The organism is Vibrio atypicus, from assembly GCF_009811315.1.
Lineage (GTDB): Bacteria > Pseudomonadota > Gammaproteobacteria > Enterobacterales > Vibrionaceae > Vibrio > Vibrio atypicus.
In genome coordinates this window covers 145,665-162,283 of sequence record NZ_BLID01000005.1, presented here as the reverse complement: position 1 = coordinate 162,283, position 16,619 = coordinate 145,665, and the positions used below count along the sequence as shown (strand labels likewise).

Sequence of the window (16,619 nt, the reverse complement as noted above, 5' to 3'; positions counted from 1 at the left end):
TTGCGTATTAGTGGCAGCAGTTTAATAATAAGACCAAAGAGTAAACAACGTACATGTTAGCTATGGCTTGGCACTACAAATCAGCGTTAATCGAAACGATAGATTTCGATAGGGCTGAACGGTTTTTCAGTAAAATTGAACTCTTGTTCGATGAACGAAGTTTTTCGTTTTTCAAAGAGCGATTTACTGATCGCTTAAACCAGGCGTATCAAGTCCACCCCGAGCTGAGATCGGAAAACCTCTCAACTCAAATCAGTTCTTCCACTTTTGTCAGTCTTATTAGTACTCCTCCTGCCCATTGGCCTACTCAATGGAGAAATATTGAACACGAAGCTTTAACTGTATTCAGTTGCTGGCCTGAAGCTTGGGCTTACTACCAATTATGGAAACTACACAACAAGTACCTGTCAACCTCAGGCCTATTATCTCAAGGAAAAGCCGCAAACCTAACTAACGCAGAACATGCTTATCAAGACGAACTTATAAAAGATATATCTTCTACCAATGCTTTTTATCATACCTTGCATTGCGACTACCCGATGACACTCGTAGATGCAATAGTCATGGTCAATCTGTCTACGTTAGTGCTTGAGCAAAAGTGGTATGAAATACTCTATTCTTTGGATCAATCGCAATCTGGAACACATTTTCTATTAACCACTCAAACTCTTGGCTGCGACTATCCAACGCTCGTATCCAGTGCAAAGGTTCAGGAAAGTGGTCAAGCCAACGATTGGCTCTATTTCTCACCATTTTTCCAGACCAAAAAATGGAAGAATATTGGCGATCCAGACCAATTAACCCAACTTGAACAAGATTATTTGACCGACTCTATTAGCCCATTGCGCCAACAAAGTACCAAGCAATTTGATTCTATGCTTTGGTCAAATCTTTCCATGCCAGAGCAAAGCTGCGAGATTATTCGCTTGACGGTAAGTGGGACAACAGCGCAAAGACTCTTTTTCTTGTACCTCGCGCAGAAACGCTTAATGCAACAACTGCATGACGCGGAATTCAACATCGCATTTGTCATCATTGAGCAACCCTTAATGATCCAATATTATGCTTCCCTGCCGTCTGATGTGTACCTTCCACTGAGTAGTTGCCAATTAAGCGGCTCTGATCATCCGACATACAAAGGTGTTTGGAATATTGCTCGCCTTAGTGCAGAATTTTCAGCCAGTAACTTTCGTAGCTACAAACAACAAACTGTTTACCAAATGAAACGAGTTCGCCGTAAAGAGCTAAACCATGCTTAGTACTATTGCCTCCCAACTACTTTACCCTAAAGCAATCGTCTTGCTTCTCACCGCACTGCTTGTATTCGGTTGGGCAGGTTTTTTCTGTACTTCTTTGACGAAGCGTTATGGTTCAAAAAGTGTCAAACCGTACGTATTTTACATCACCTACACCTTAGGGTTATCAGTTTGGATAATGAGTAACGCTTATTTCCATACAGGTTTCTTAGTTGAATTTGGTGAACAAGCCGCTGTTACCATGGCTATCGTGGCAAATTTGTCCGCTCTCGTCGCTTTCGCCTCAGCCTATCAATTTACCGTCACGATAAAATCACATTACGCTCACGCCAAACCGCACCTGATTCAAAACTCAATTGTCTTGATCACCATCGCATTATGCTTGATTTGGAACTTAATTCCTGGGTATACCGTTAGAGGTGCGATTATTAGTGGACCTAGCCAATTCATTTTGGATTTTGGCGAATACACTCAACCATTTTTCCTTGGTTTAACAACGCTGGTTTTCTTCACTTTTATTAACTTATTTTCGATAAGAAGTAGCGCAAGCAGGATTCGACGCACCCGTATCAATTATATGATCATGGGAATGACGATATTCATGTGTTCAACAGCTGTAATTCAGCTTGGGTTTACTTATTTCTTTCAAGATTTCTCACTTACTTGGCTTCCACCAGCCCTCTCGGTAAGTGAGATGCTATTTATGGGTTATGCGATTCTCGCTTCTCGTTTTTACAGCTTCCGTTATATGTTGTCTCTTTCCCTGACTGCAGCAATAACGGCAGGTGTTTATACCTTATGCCTCTATACTCTCAATCAGTATGTCGCTATGAGTTTCAGTACCATTCTATTATTTACCATTTTCATCGGTTCAACCTGGTCAATCTCATACTGTAAAATTAAGCTAATGACGAACAGATTGTTCTATGGCTCGTTCCTGTCGCCAATTGATAAAATTGTTCGCTTAGAAACACTTTTCCAAGAATCACCTAAAAAAGCGATAGCTAGGCTTGCAAGCTACTTAGGTGTTCCAAGCGATAAATTAAGACTGCTAGACGACTATCAAGGTGCAAATCAATATCGCTCATATTTTGAGATGCACTCTTCGCCATTAGTCATTGATGAACTCGAAGATACAGTCGAACAATCAAGTGAAGCTGGTCTCTATGAATTGCTTCGCAATATGAACAATTCAGACTCAGCACTCGTATTACCGCTATATGAATCGAAAAATAAACTCTCTCATGTGCTTGTTTCGAGCCATAAGGTTGCTAACGTCAACTTCTCTTATGAAGAACTCAAAGCAATTTCACGCGTTCTGAAAAAAGCGCAAGTTCATATCAATCACGAACAAAAACTTCGCCAAGCACAAGCTTTAGCGAACTCTATCGCACATGAAATGCGCAATCCTTTAGCGCAAGTTCAATATGAATTTGAATGTTTAAAACAGAAATTAGAAGAGCCCGCAACCCCTAACTCACTGATGCCTCATGTCGAACAAGGACAATTAGCCATCAACCGAGGAAGGCAGTTGATTGATATTATTCTGCGCGAAGTGAATTCTTCTTCTTTGGACCAAGAACCTGTCGAACCGGTATCGATTAAGTCTGCCATTGAAAATGCCGTCGCTCAGTACGGTTTTGAAAACACAGCAGAGGCTAACAAAGTAAACTTGCAACTCAACCATGATTTTGTCGCAAAAATCAACGAGACTCTGTTTAACTTTGTAATATTTAATATATTGCGTAATGCCGTTTACTATTTTGATTCCTTCCCAAATAGCAAGATTGATATTCGTACTGAATACAATGATTATGAAAATCAAATTGTAATTCGAGATACAGGACCAGGTATCCCCGACGATCTCATTAACCGCATTTTCGATGATTTCTTTAGCCATAATAAAAGTGGCGGGAGTGGCTTAGGTTTAGGTTACTGTCAGCGCGTTATGAAGTCATTTGGTGGCTCTATTCGTTGCCAATCACAGCTTGATAGCTATACAGAGTTTACTCTGGTGTTCCCGGTGAGCAATATCACAGCGCAACCACAGCCTTCAGAGCCCGCAAAGCACAAAGCCGCAGAAAAAAAAGATGAGCTATACGCGCTAACGCAACCTAAAAAAGCACTAGATTCCCCAAATCTCATTCTGGTCGTCGATGACAAAGAGGTCCAGCGAGCATTAGTCAAACTCTACCTACAACAACTCGGCTACGACGTGGTTCTGGCAAATAACGGAAAAGTAGCGATTGAAATTATTCAAAATAACCCTATCGACTTAGTCTTTATGGATATACAGATGCCCGTTATGGATGGATTTGAAGCGGCCAGCATCATTAAGCAATCATATCCCACCATCCCAATCATCGCACTTTCCGGAGAGTCTGGAGAGCAAGATATCATACGTATGAGCGAGTTAATGGATGGGCGACTTTCTAAACCGACAACGAAAACTGCCCTTCAACGAGTTCTACAATCCTCGTTAAGTGCAAAAGAAACAGCTTAACAGAGTGCATTTACCTCGTTGCAATCTGGTAAAAGGCATTCTCAAATTGCGTCTTTCTCTCAAATTGCGTCAATATTTAGACCAATTTTCTTCATATATCTGGCATCAAATATGCAGCTCTAACGCTATAGGTTTTTAGCGGCAAAGTTTCGGCTTTGCTTATAGTAAGGAGCCGCCTATGCAGGTCCAACGCCACACATATTATCGACTCATTCACCATGGGATAAAATCCTTATTGGTTGATCGTTTGGGTCACTTTACTGAAATCGAATACCATCAATATCTTAACGTAATGACTGGAAAGTCGAGTTGTTTCGCAATGAGTGATGAAGAACTTCAAATCACCGTCGATAACTTACGAAATGAAGGGTATTTAGAAGACTATAAACGCCAATTGCAAGTCTAGAAATGATGTTGAGAGGTTGCCACTTCACTCTTTGTCTTATTAGCTAAATTAGTTAGACTGAGAGTTCAGTGGCAACATTAAGATTAGTTCAATGAAACAACTGCTCGACTTTATCCCCCTCATAATTTTCTTCGCTTTATACAAAATGCAGGATATCTATGTTGCAACAGGGGCACTCATTGCAGCAACAGCCGTTCAACTTGTTCTCACCTATTTTTTCTATAAAAAAATAGAGAAAATGCAGCTTGTTACGTTTCTAATGGTCGCAATTTTTGGTGGGATGACGATTTTTCTACACAACGACAATTTTATTAAGTGGAAAGTAACCATCATCTACGCGATATTCTCAATCGGGCTTGCAACTAGCCACTTCATGGGGAAATCAGCGATAAAATCAATGCTTGGAAAAGAAATCACATTACCTGATGCGGTTTGGAAGAAAGTCACTTTCGCTTGGGTGATATTTTTTGCATTGTGTGCCGTGCTGAACATCTATGTTGCATTTCGACTGCCATTGGATGTATGGGTCAATTTTAAAGTATTTGGTTTGCTCATTGCGACCTTTGGCTTTACGTTGCTTACAGGCGTTTATATCTATAAGCAACTTCCTAAAAATCTGCCCCACTCAGACTCTAGCGACTAGCCCCTATCATTTGTTACAATCTGGTTTATTTTCCTCGTTTAGGCGAGTTTACAGCGACTAATTGAGTCGCTGTTTTGTTTGTTACGGATGTCAAAATGAATCATGATATAACGGCCCCAAGAGGTCAGCTTCTCCTTCGAACTCTAGCGATGCCCGCAGATACTAACGCAAACGGCGACATTTTTGGTGGTTGGATAATGTCTCAGCTCGATCTAGCTGGAGGTATATTAGCGAAAGAAATTTCATCTGGACGAATCGTGACTGTATCAGTTTCAAGTATTACTTTTAAAAAGCCAGTTCGAGTCGGAGATGTTGTTTGTTGCTATGGCGAATGTACTAAAATCGGCCGCACTTCTATGTCTATCAATTTGGAGGTCTGGGTAAAACCCGTCACAGAAGATGGCATTCAGTCTCGTTACCAAGTGTGTGAAGCAACCTTTAATTATGTCGCAATCGATAGTGAAGGAAAACCACGCCCAATCCAGTCGGTTTAAGATAGAATTCACAAATTATCTGCTCGAATACTTTTAATATGAACGTGTTACGGTAGAGTGAAGGCCTGATAGTTTTAAATACCCAATAAGGATATCGAATCATGTGGTATGTTATTTTTTCCCAAGATGTTGAGAACTCTCTTGAAAAACGTATGAGCGTACGTCCAGCTCACTTAGAGCGCCTTCAACAGCTGCAAGATGAAGGACGTCTTCTAACCGCCGGACCTATGCCTTCGATTGATTCAGACAACCCTGGAGAAGCTGGTTTTACTGGGTCAACCGTTATTGCCGAATTTGACTCTCTTGAACAGGCTCAAGCTTGGGCAGACACTGATCCTTATGTTGCGGCTGGTGTATATCAACACGTTGTTGTAAAACCTTTCAAAAAAGTATTCTAATATGTTTAATTTTGCCAAACCTGCGGCGATAGCCCTACTTATCGCCGTAACAGCAGGGTGTTCTTCATCCGCTCAAAAGCAAAAACACCTAGAGCTACTCGCAGATAATCGCGCACAGCTTCTTTCTGCTGAGTTGCCACTAGAAGTCGGTGCCCTCTCTATAATGCGAGCGTCAGCGAAAGGTTCTGTTATCGAAATGATGATGGTGTATAACCAAGATGCGCAAGGTGCAAAGCCAACGACTGAAGTCCTGAAGCGCAGCATTAATACATACTGCACTAACCCAGCAATCAAGAAGAATTTAGATGCTGGGCTAAGTTATAGAATAAAAATGCGAAATTCACGAGGTCAACTGATGGCTGATCAGCTAATTACGCTTGATACGTGCGAAGCCAACTAACAAACTTCCTTCATAGTTGAATTGATAAAAAGCCTCGCTGCCGCGAGGTTTTTCTATATCTATACTAATCAAATATGTGCCTTCTTATTTAAGTGGTAGACAAAACACAGCACGCCACACCACAAAGAAGCACCGTCTATATCAGCAATAAACATTTATGAATTTTTTATTGCAACTATTGAATGAGGCGAATCGTAAATTCCGCAAGATCACAAGGAGTTAGTATATGTAAACTAACCTTGCCTCTTATTCACTTTGTTTTACAGGAAAGAATTGACTAAAAAACAACCAATACACCATTGACGGGTGATTGTTTAGCTTCTAACTTTTCATACTAGTGTCATAAACAAGGAGGATCACCAAATGAAACGTGCTAGCAATTCATACCGTCTTCAACTGATTAAAGAGGTAGCAACACGGCGAGAGCGACTGAGCGGTGGTGATCCTATGGCAAGCTACATTCAAAACTTAATGGATTCAAAAAGCGGAAACGAAAACCACGTAGAAGCTAATCATAGATTTTCAGGTAGCCATTACGATGATAATGCAGGTGGGTGGGTCAGTGACCGTTGGGGAATGAAATAACGCTAATACTTGCATGATGTGTATTGAGAGAGGTTCTAATAAAGTTTACTCCGAATCTCTCTTTATTCTTCATAAAATCGTCTATAAGTACGACATCAAAACATATACTCTCATTAGTGTTTTAACTTAAAAAAGATCTTGCTGAGGATTAGAATCTATATCGATATTTGAAGGTACAGCCTGAGATCCTCGCACTTTTCTCAAATATCGTTGACGACACAACTTGATCACATGCAACTGCTGCGCAGGCGTCATTTCTAGCCATTTGAAACGCTCTTCTCTCTTACGCATGCAACCGCGACAATATCCCTTTTCATCGACAGTACATATTCCGACGCAAGGATTTGGGACAACAAAGAACTCTAACTGCTCCATAATGCGCCTCGACGGATAGAAACTGAGCTCAAACTTTACTTCAAACTATAATTGGATGTTTATCAATAAGTTCCATTATGTGATTCATACCAAACTATGACGCAAAGCTGACAAAAACACCGTTTTATTAACTATACTAGCCGTCATTAATAGTCGAGCAATGTCGACTAGTGTATCCACATATTGGAGTTGATTTATTATGAAGCTTAGTCCAAAAACATTACTTGCAGCAATTTCTCTGCCTATCCTAATGACAGCTTGTGCAAGCAATGGTGACGATGTGAAACAAATTACAGCTCAAGACCTACAACACCATAACTGGGAGCTTGTAAGCGTCGACGGTAATAAAGTAGTGACGGAAGGCCGTCAGCAAGGACCTCGCCTAGAAATTGGTGAAAACATGACCGCAAATGGTAACGCTGGTTGTAACAATTTCTTTGGTCAAGGCGAGCTAAAAGACAATCAATTCCGTGTTGAAAAAATGGGAATGACCATGAAAATGTGTGTTGGCGACATAATGGATGTAGAACAAGCGTTTTCTCAAACTCTGTCTGACTGGAGTGATATGTCACTAACTAAAGATGGACTTGTTCTAAAGAACGATGTGCACACTCTTACATTTAAACTTAACGATTGGAAAAACTAATTGCTAGGTTATTCAACATCAAAGCAGCCTTCTAAAGGCTGCTTTTTTTTACCTAAAACATCCCTTCCTCAATTAACAAACCATCACTAAACCTTCAAATATATAAAAAATTTGAATTTTTTCCGTCATAATGAATAGGTATGGCCACTAACCCGGTCTATACACCAAACCGAACAAGTGACACTTAATTTAGGGACCATTATGACAAGGCTGATCACATTAATATTTTCGCTGCTTACGGTGACTCATTTACATGCCAATAACTCTTGGGAAGAGATAACCAATAAGGCTGATGGGCAGACGGTATACTTTCATGCTTGGGGGGGAAGCCAGGAGATCAACAACTATCTACGCTGGGCAAACAGCCAACTCCAACAGCAACATGGTGTGACACTCAAACACGTTAAAGTTACAGATATCGCCGAGACAACTGCTCGCCTAATCGCTGAAAAAGCAGCGGGAAAGAATAACGGTGGTAGTGTTGATATGGTTTGGATCAACGGCGAAAACTTCAAATCAATGAAATCGAATAAGCTTCTATTTGGTCCATTTGTAGATCAGCTGCCTAGCTGGCAATATGTTGACCAATCACTTCCTGTCGATAGCGATTTCTCTGTACCAACGGATGGTTTAGAAGCGCCTTGGGGAGTTGGGCAATTGGTATTCATCCATGATACACAAAAGCTCAATAACCCACCGGCTTCCTTTAGCGAATTACTCAGCTATGCAAAAGCATACCCTAATCGAATTACGTACCCGAAGCCACCCGCTTTTCACGGTACGAGTTTTCTAAAAGCGCTACTGATTGAACTCACTAACAATGACGAGACACTATCTCAGCCAACGGAAAAAGTAGATTTCCAACTCATCACGGCTCCTCTTTGGAAATACCTAGATGAGCTTCACACAGTTGCATGGCGTAAAGGTACGCAATTCCCTTCAGGTAGTGCAGAAACGCTTCAGTTACTTGATGATGGTCAACTTGATCTTGCCATTACTTTTAATCCAAACGCTGTGTTTTCTGCTCAAGAAAATGGCACCTTAGCTGACTCGACTGCTGCATATGCAATGGATATGGGCGCACTTTCAAACATTCACTTTTTAGCAATACCGTGGAACGCGACGGCTTCCGAAGGTGCGCAAGTCGCGATTAATTTTTTGCTTAGTCCGGAAGCACAATCTCGCAAGGGAGATCTCAAAATATGGGGAGACCCTTCCGTGTTGCAAAACCAATACCTAACTGGAACAGCTAAAAACACTCAATTATTTAAATCGATCGCAGAACCACATCCTAGCTGGCAAGTCGCGCTAGAAACTGAATGGCAGAAGCGCTACGGAAACTAATTAAGCTACACGACGAGAGCCAGATGTTTAGAGCTACGTACTTATTACTTATATGCATAGTTATCATACCTACCCTGCCAGGGATCATAGGTGTGATGCTTTCGTCGTTTAGCTACATACCTCCTGTAGGACTTGATTCGCTATCACTCCAAGGCTACGCAGACGTATTAAACTGGCCAGGAATTAGCACGTCTAGCCTACTCACCCTTTTTACAGCATTAACCAGTACTTATCTGGCTCTCACTATTTGTTTCGCTATTCTTCAAAGCCTATGGCGCAATAAACACTGGAAGCGAGTCGAATTAGTGCTTTCTCCGTTGCTTGCAGTACCACATGTTGCATTTGCAATTGGATTTGCTTTTTTATTTGCACCAACAGGATTAACGACACGGATCATCTCTACGTTATTCGGTGTCGAGTTTAATGACATATCAACCAGTTGGTTGGTCCATGATCCTTTTGCCATAGGATTAACATTAGCATTAGCTTTGAAAGAAGTACCTTTTTTACTCCTAATGAGTATTCCTATTCTGCAACAACTTGAAATTGAAAAGCTCAGCAAAGTAGGCAGTTCTTTAGGTTACTCCCCTAGTCAACTCTGGATCAAGGTAGTATTACCACAATGGTTGGCAAAAATGCGCTTTCCACTTTTTGCCGTGGTTGCCTATGCTTCGTCCGTCGTCGATTTTGCTTTGATTTTAGGGCCAAACACACCGCCAACATTAGCAATGCTAGTATGGCAATGGTTTAACGATCCTGATCTGCAGTTACTTCCTAGAGCTGCATCAGGTGCAATTTTATTATTCATTCTTACCAGCTTTTTATTATTGCTAGTCCTATTGATTGAAAAGTTTGCCACTCACTATTTTAAGCGTTGGCAATACTCCGGACGTGCAGGAATATCGCTTCCTGGAACTTCATTTTTCGGCATCATCACTCTATTAAGTATCGCCATATTCCCACTCATGCTAATTTGGTCGTATGCACAGAGATGGCGCTTCCCTGATATCATGCCCTCCCGATTCAGTGATCGTTTTTGGGAGAGCGAATGGCCTAGCTTTTTACCAATCATCAGCCAGAGCATTGCCATCGCCCTTATCACGGCAATGATCACCTTGTGCTTAGCAGTCTTAGCGCATGAATATCGAATAAAGAATAAGCTCCATATTCCTGGATATGTCGTCGCTATCCCAATGCTTATTCCGCAACTGTCTATTTTGTTTGGTTTGCAGATCGCAACCCTTTATGTTTCGAGTGAAAGCTACTACCTGTGGGTTATCTGGTCACATATCTTTTTCGCTTTTCCTTTCGTCTATCTATCTTTAGATGGACCATGGAAGAGCTATAACCAAAACTATACGCGCGCTGCACTAAGCCTTGGGAAAAGTCCATTACAGACCTTCTTCATGGTGAAAAGTCGGCTACTGTTACCTTCCATTTTGTATGCCTGGGCAATTGGGGCAAGCGTAAGTCTTGCTCAGTATCTGCCTACTTTAATCTTAGGTGGCGGACGTATTGCGACGGTAACGACAGAGGCAGTTGCTCTTTCAAGTGGCTTCGACCGAAGAGTGACGGCCATTTATGCTCTATGGCAAGCGCTGCTGCCTTTTGTCTTTTTTACAACCGCAATTTTAGCTTCACGTTTGCAACATAGAGCCCGCGTTAAACCAACTATTTATCAGGAGTCTGTACCCAATGACGCTACGTCTCGAAAACCTCGTCATCCGTAAACAGTCTAGCACTCCCCTATTCTCTCCTATCAATATCACTATAGATTCCGGTGAAGTTGCAGTGGTGATGGGGCCTAGCGGCTGCGGAAAATCAACGTTACTAAACTTAATTGCTGGTCATCTCAGCGACGAGTTTAACTTTGAGGGGAGAGTGTTGCTGCAAGACAATGACCTTTCGTACCAACCACCCCATTTACGCCATGTCGGTATCTTGTTTCAAGATGATCTCCTCTTTCCCCATCTTAATATTTGGCAAAACCTAGCTTTTGCCCTGCCAAATAGTGTTAAAGGAATACAGCGAGAAAATCGAGCCATCGAGGCACTTAGAAAGGTTTCATTAGAACAGCTCGCATATTCGTACCCAGAACAGATATCAGGAGGCCAAAGAGCGCGAGTTAGTCTCGTTCGCATGTTACTTGCAGAGCCTTTGGTTGTTTTACTTGACGAACCTTTCAGTAAGCTTGATAAAGATCTTCGTATTCAATTTCGCCAATGGGTGTTCGAGCAGTTAAGCAAAGCGAATGTACCTACCTTACTGGTTACCCACGATGAAGGGGACGTCCCAATTCACAGCCAACTTGTTCAGCTAGACTGGAATATCACGAATGTTAGATAGATATAGTATCCAAATAATCAAACAACCTCTAAAACAGGCAGCGAAAGGTCTAAACACTCTTGGTATTTCCGCCAATCAGATAACACTCGCTGGCTTTGTACTAGGTTGTTTTGCCTTCCCAGCATTAATCTACCAACGATATGATCTCGCCCTACTATTCATCTGTTTGAACAGAATTGCAGATGGTCTTGATGGCGCGTTGGCAAGGATTCAAGGGATTACCGATGCAGGAGGATTTTTGGACATTAGCCTCGACTTTCTTTTTTACTCTTTGATTCCGTTTGGATTTGCAGTTGCTCTTCCAGAACAAAACGCTTTGGCGAGTGCCTTTTTGATCTTCTCATTTATTGGAACAGGAAGTAGTTTTCTAGCCTTCGCTGTTATGGCTAGTAAACGAGGTATAGAAAATCCAGTATATAAGAACAAGTCTCTCTACTACATGAGTGGCATAACTGAAGGAACAGAAACCATCGCCTGCTTCATACTCTTTTGCCTACTCCCTCAACATTATAGCCTTATCGCTTATACGTTTGGGGGGTTGTGTTGGATAACGACATTCACTCGAATTTATTCAGGCTACCATACCCTTAAGTAGCTAAAGTAACTGAATTCTACTAGTGTACGAGATATATGCCTAAATAGTTCAAATTTTGTCGGCGACAATTGAATGACGATTAAACATACAATAGAATCCGCACTCTACAGATTAATTAGCGTTATATGCATATCAAACAAGCACATAACCAATATAAGAATTATAAGTCCAGACAATAATGCTCAATTTACTCTTGCTAGTATGTATCGCTGTCATTTCTCTCTCGACAAATGTTAGCGCAAGAGATCACTCATCTCCACTCAACCCTATGGTTGTCTACATCACCCCTCCTAGCTCTAACAGCTTTTTGGGATTAATAGAGCAAGGTATCGAAAAAGCTCAACATGAGCTTGGTATAAACGTATCTCAGACAGTTGTAAATCACTCTGATTACATGGATACAGTAAGGGACGCGGTAGAAAACAAATATGATCCAATTTTAACCGTGTATGCCTCTAGCACTCCTAACCTCGAAAACTTTGTAAAAAGCCATCCTGGCACTCGTTTTATTGCCTACGACATAAGCTATGATGCATCTAATAGCATTGGTATTCTTTTTGATAATAGACACAGTGCTTACATAATGGGTTATCTCGCGGCAATAAAAACGCAAACTGGCAAAGTTGGTTTTATTGGTGGTGTAGACAGCGCACCAATCAATAACTTTTTATGCGGATTCGAACTCGGTATAGAAAGTGTTAATAAAAAAGTTGAAGTCGATATTGCTTACATTGGAAAATCACATAGCGCTTGGACAGATAAACATGCGGCATCAGAAATAGCTTCTAAAATGCTCTATGAAGGTGCTGATATTATTTTCCCCGTAGCAGGAGAAGCAAGCATTGGTGTTTACGATGTAATCAAAGCACGCGGTGGAATGGCATTTGGTGTTGATACTGATAAAAGCGCTCAATACTCAAATGTAATACTAGCATCGATGATAAAACACGTTGATAAGGCTACGTATGCAGTACTAAAGCAATTGCATTTGGGTATTTGGAACAGCAATCACAAACACTTTGGGGTATCACAAAACATGGTTGATGTTGTATTAAACCCTAAGCATACTTTAATCACCGACAGCGATATGGAATTGATTAGAAAGCTAAGCGATGAGATGAAAATGCCTGCTAGTAAACCTCTACAAAGGCTAAATAAACACTGTAATAGACATTTATAATGAAACGATTAACCCATAGAATCATTTTTTACTACGTCATATTCACGCTAGTTCCTCTTTCGATATTGGGAGGGCTTGGGTTTGTTTTTTATTACCAGTCAAACCTACAGTCACTCAACCACCAGTTTGCTGAAATCATTGAATCTCAATCTCTCAATGCTCGTCACGCTGTTACAGAATTAGATACTGACGCTGCGCAACAGGTCGTCAATCATATCGCCCATATCGATCATGTTGTGAAAGTTTCATTAAACTCAAATGTGTTTGATATGACATTGGCTGAAGTAGTCACAACAACTAAAAACCTGCAAGTCACACATTTGTCTTTTCCAATATACGATATGGATGCCAATATGGTTGGCTCATTAGACATTGAAAAAAACGAAGAAGCAATTGGGAAGAGTGAGCTGATGTCAATTATCCCAATTGCATTGATCCTTGTTGGCGCTTTTTTCTTGCTTGGTTTTTTGTTTAGTCGACAAATACTTGCGTTGCTTAGCAAGCCTTTTTATGACGCCCAACGATATGGATATTTAATGTCCAAAGGTGAAATAGGCATAACACCACCTGAACATCAATACGTAGAATTTACATCGCTGTTTTCTTCTATAGATAATTTAAGAGAGCGGTTACTTGATAACATTAATGAACTTAAGAAAAGTGAACAACGACTAAATACCAGTTATAACTTAACTCAGGTTTGCCAGTTTGTTGTCGACACAAAAAATAAAACAATTGTTCGCGCCAACAATGAGTTTCAACATCACTTCGGTGACACCAGTCAACTCGCAGAAAAGTACTCGAGAGAGCTTCAATCTCAGCTCATAATGCGAATTGCCAACAACAAGATCAAAGATGGACAGTATTATCAAGTCGAGACTCTTCAAGGTGAACGTTCATTTCAGTTCAATACCACCGATAGCGACGACTTCATTATTGAATGTTCAGCTCTAGATGTCACATCATTGATTACGGCGAAAAAAGAGTTAGAAATGCGCCTAGTCACAGATTCACTAACTCAGATTGGCAACCGAGTCGGCTTCAATCACCATATCGATCGATTGTCAAAAACACCGGACACAGAAGCGTATTTTATTATGATCGACCTCAACGGATTCAAACCGATCAATGATACACATGGTCATAGTGCTGGCGATTTTTTACTGAAAACAATAGCACAACGCTTAAATCAACATTCAACAGAAACACGCAAGGTTTATCGTTTGGGCGGTGACGAGTTTGTTATCATCGTTCAAGAGAATACTGAAAGAGCGTTGATAGAATCTTTAGCACAGAAGATTATTGACGACATAAATACGTCAATTAACTACAAAGCAGCATCACTACTAGTCTCAGCCAGTATTGGTATTGCACGTAGAGAGAGCGGTAATCAAAACATCGAGGCTGTTATCCACGAAGCAGATTTGGCTATGTATGAGGCGAAAGAAACACGCAGTGGCTGGGTTATAAATAAAAAAACCAAGCTCTAATTTAGCTTGGTTTCATTTTTCTAATCTCTACTCTATGTCTACGTCAAAGGGTAGAAACTTCTACACGGCGATTGAGTTGACGATTTTCGTCACTCATATTATCAACGAATGGCTTGGTTTCACCATAACTAGTCGTCGTAATTAGGTTTGGTTGGACCCCTCGATCCACAAGGTATTTTTCTACCGATTTAGAACGCTTTAACCCTAAACTAAAATTGTACCCGGCATCTCCCACATTATCCGTGTGACCGGATAATTCTAAATTTGGAGAACGCTTCTCAATAAGCCGCATAACTCTTGTTAACACGTATTCTGACTGGCTTGTGAGCGTTGAATCATCAAAATTAAAATAGACACGCGCAATTACTTCAGAATCACCCGCAAACTCAATACTGCTATTAGTAAGTAAATATTCCGAACAGTTTAGTGACAGACCAATTTGCTTAAGTTCGTCACTTAACCAATCCATTGCCGGTGTCGTTTCACTCGGGGTAACAACTTGGTAAAACGAACCCTGATGATTAGCAACTATAACGCCAGGCTTTACCGTCACAGAATGCTCAAACTCAACACCATCTTGATTACAGTAAAGTGCTAACGGGTCATTCTGCTCAGTTGCACTAGCATGTGCAGATAAGAAAAGTAGCGATGAAGCTAAAAGTGTAGATTTAAATATCATTATCATATCCGCTTAAATTTAATTGAGGTGTCCGATTTCTTCAGTAATAAGTTCAAGTATTTTGTTTAAAATATCATCTGTATTTTGAGCTTTGAACACGTTGTCTTCTCCAGCACAATCTCTCAAAGCTGTATTATCGTTCACGTCATAGTCAAAACCAACAACAGCGAGACGAGCTTTTATAGTTTGGCCACTTGCTGAAGTTCCAGAAGAAAGCTCTTCTCTTATCTTGTTGCACATACCTGCATCTACTAACTTCCTATGGATATTCTTCTGAGTTGAACCAGTATCATCACCATCTGACAGAACAATTAGCAGCCGACGAGGGTTCGTACCTTCACTGAGCATTTGAGCTCCACGCATAATACCTTGATAGGATGCAGTACCATGATTAGGGTAAAAACTATTTATCTGACCATTAAAAGCTGAGTAATTATCAGTTAAAGGTAAATCAAAAAAACGCGAACTATCATAATGATTCACACAATACCTATTATTCTTTTCAGTAAAAATTCGATTTACCGTTTTCGAGTAATTAATATTGCCATTATTTTTGTACTCAAGCTGGCTCATGAAACAATAATTTGAACGATTTGTCGGCTTGGTGCGTGTATAATAGTTGAATCCCGTCAATCCAACAGTGTTATCATCACTGTTATTTAGGTCATTAAACTTTTGTAATTCATCTGTCACAAGTTTAATAATATTACGTAAATCAACATATTTCGCATATCGACCTCCGTTCCAACCATCTGCCATAGAACCCGAATAGTCGGCAACAAATATTATATCAACCGCCTCGCTTTGGTACTTTCGAGCCGTTGCCGCTCCCTTGGCATCAAACGTATCACCAAACCCTTGAATTGAATCATTTCCAGAAAACCAAGAAACGTGCCTGCTGGTCGCTTCTACTTCATATTGAAAAAAACGCGGTTGACCATTAGCTAAACCTCGAACACATTCCGGTATTTGGTCACAATTATACTTGTGTATTTTTAACTCACTGACAAGCGTCATATCATGCAAATAGGCTTCAAGATAGTCGGATGCAATCTTTCGGTTAACTTGACTACCACTTCCCGAACCTGCAGAGTCCTCGTTGTCATCATTATGCGCTGCCACAGCAAGTACCGCTATCTCAGCTGCATCTTCAATACGAGCTTTAGTTTGTATTGCACGAGCACCATCACTCGCTAACGTAAACAACCCGAACAAACCAGGAATAATTAGAGCAAATAGTAATGCTGCATGGCCAGATTGTTTATTAATTCTTTTCATA

General features: G+C 40.7%; 18 protein-coding genes. 15 read left to right on the top strand and 3 right to left on the bottom strand.

Going from position 1 to position 16,619, the window contains the following annotated elements; all coding sequences use genetic code 11:
• Window positions 1–53: 53 nt before the first annotated feature.
• The 8 genes from GVO60_RS12535 (at window position 54) to GVO60_RS12500 (ending at window position 6,685) form a co-directional block, all read left to right on the top strand.
• Complete coding sequence (locus GVO60_RS12535) at window positions 54–1,259, top strand: acyl-homoserine-lactone synthase (RefSeq protein WP_159654520.1); 1,206 nt, start codon at window positions 54–56, stop codon at window positions 1,257–1,259.
• Window positions 1,252–3,759 carry a hybrid sensor histidine kinase/response regulator gene (locus tag GVO60_RS12530; protein ID WP_159654518.1) on the top strand — a complete coding sequence of 836 codons (2,508 nt, stop codon included), beginning with the start codon at window positions 1,252–1,254 and terminating at the stop codon, window positions 3,757–3,759. Before GVO60_RS12535 ends, GVO60_RS12530 begins: the two co-directional genes overlap by 8 nt.
• Before the next feature lie 178 nt (window positions 3,760–3,937).
• Window positions 3,938–4,165: a hypothetical protein gene (locus tag GVO60_RS12525; RefSeq protein WP_159654516.1), complete on the top strand. Its 228-nt coding sequence runs from the start codon at window positions 3,938–3,940 to the stop codon at window positions 4,163–4,165.
• Window positions 4,166–4,256: 91 nt separating this feature from the next.
• On the top strand, window positions 4,257–4,808 hold the full coding sequence (locus GVO60_RS12520; RefSeq protein ID WP_159654514.1) for a septation protein A: 552 nt from the start codon (window positions 4,257–4,259) through the stop codon (window positions 4,806–4,808).
• Window positions 4,809–4,903: 95 nt separating this feature from the next.
• The gene (yciA, locus tag GVO60_RS12515; protein ID WP_159654512.1) at window positions 4,904–5,302 is read left to right on the top strand and encodes an acyl-CoA thioester hydrolase YciA; all 399 of its coding nucleotides are present in this window, start codon (window positions 4,904–4,906) and stop codon (window positions 5,300–5,302) included.
• A gap of 101 nt (window positions 5,303–5,403) precedes the next feature.
• Complete coding sequence (locus tag GVO60_RS12510) at window positions 5,404–5,700, top strand: YciI family protein (RefSeq protein ID WP_159654510.1); 297 nt, start codon at window positions 5,404–5,406, stop codon at window positions 5,698–5,700.
• A 1-nt stretch (window position 5,701) separates the two neighbouring features.
• Window positions 5,702–6,100 carry a GspS/AspS pilotin family protein gene (locus tag GVO60_RS12505; protein WP_159654508.1) on the top strand — a complete coding sequence of 133 codons (399 nt, stop codon included), beginning with the start codon at window positions 5,702–5,704 and terminating at the stop codon, window positions 6,098–6,100.
• Window positions 6,101–6,463: 363 nt separating this feature from the next.
• On the top strand, window positions 6,464–6,685 hold the full coding sequence (locus GVO60_RS12500; protein ID WP_159654506.1) for a hypothetical protein: 222 nt from the start codon (window positions 6,464–6,466) through the stop codon (window positions 6,683–6,685).
• Window positions 6,686–6,811: 126 nt separating this feature from the next.
• Here GVO60_RS12500 and GVO60_RS12495 read toward each other — a convergent pair whose 3' ends face one another.
• The gene (locus tag GVO60_RS12495) at window positions 6,812–7,060 is read right to left on the bottom strand and encodes a DUF1289 domain-containing protein (protein WP_159654504.1); all 249 of its coding nucleotides are present in this window, start codon (window positions 7,058–7,060) and stop codon (window positions 6,812–6,814) included.
• Between the two features lie 199 nt (window positions 7,061–7,259).
• On the opposite strand from GVO60_RS12495, the gene GVO60_RS12490 reads away from it, so the two are divergent.
• The 7 genes from GVO60_RS12490 to GVO60_RS12460 all read left to right on the top strand — a co-directional run bounded on the left by GVO60_RS12490 (window position 7,260) and on the right by GVO60_RS12460 (window position 14,661).
• Window positions 7,260–7,706: an META domain-containing protein gene (locus tag GVO60_RS12490; protein WP_159654502.1), complete on the top strand. Its 447-nt coding sequence runs from the start codon at window positions 7,260–7,262 to the stop codon at window positions 7,704–7,706.
• A 201-nt stretch (window positions 7,707–7,907) separates the two neighbouring features.
• Entirely contained in the window at window positions 7,908–9,050 is a 1,143-nt protein-coding gene (locus GVO60_RS12485; protein WP_159654500.1) for an ABC transporter substrate-binding protein, read from the top strand.
• A gap of 23 nt (window positions 9,051–9,073) precedes the next feature.
• A complete protein-coding gene (locus tag GVO60_RS12480) occupies window positions 9,074–10,780 on the top strand; it encodes an ABC transporter permease (protein ID WP_159654498.1) in 1,707 nt (568 codons plus the stop codon).
• Window positions 10,746–11,396 carry an ATP-binding cassette domain-containing protein gene (locus tag GVO60_RS12475; protein WP_159654496.1) on the top strand — a complete coding sequence of 217 codons (651 nt, stop codon included), beginning with the start codon at window positions 10,746–10,748 and terminating at the stop codon, window positions 11,394–11,396. The genes GVO60_RS12480 and GVO60_RS12475 overlap by 35 nt, the downstream gene beginning before the upstream one ends.
• On the top strand, window positions 11,386–11,991 hold the full coding sequence (locus GVO60_RS12470) for a CDP-alcohol phosphatidyltransferase family protein (protein WP_159654494.1): 606 nt from the start codon (window positions 11,386–11,388) through the stop codon (window positions 11,989–11,991). Before GVO60_RS12475 ends, GVO60_RS12470 begins: the two co-directional genes overlap by 11 nt.
• Before the next feature lie 178 nt (window positions 11,992–12,169).
• Window positions 12,170–13,171: a BMP family ABC transporter substrate-binding protein gene (locus tag GVO60_RS12465; protein ID WP_159654492.1), complete on the top strand. Its 1,002-nt coding sequence runs from the start codon at window positions 12,170–12,172 to the stop codon at window positions 13,169–13,171.
• Window positions 13,171–14,661: a GGDEF domain-containing protein gene (locus GVO60_RS12460; RefSeq protein WP_159654490.1), complete on the top strand. Its 1,491-nt coding sequence runs from the start codon at window positions 13,171–13,173 to the stop codon at window positions 14,659–14,661. Before GVO60_RS12465 ends, GVO60_RS12460 begins: the two co-directional genes overlap by 1 nt.
• Before the next feature lie 43 nt (window positions 14,662–14,704).
• On the opposite strand, the gene GVO60_RS12455 is transcribed toward GVO60_RS12460, so the two are convergent.
• Window positions 14,705–15,340, bottom strand: a complete 636-nt coding sequence (locus GVO60_RS12455; RefSeq protein WP_159654488.1) for an OmpA family protein — start codon at window positions 15,338–15,340, stop codon at window positions 14,705–14,707.
• A gap of 18 nt (window positions 15,341–15,358) precedes the next feature.
• The gene (locus GVO60_RS12450; RefSeq protein WP_159654486.1) at window positions 15,359–16,618 is read right to left on the bottom strand and encodes a TadE/TadG family type IV pilus assembly protein; all 1,260 of its coding nucleotides are present in this window, start codon (window positions 16,616–16,618) and stop codon (window positions 15,359–15,361) included.
• Window position 16,619: the final 1 nt, after the last annotated feature.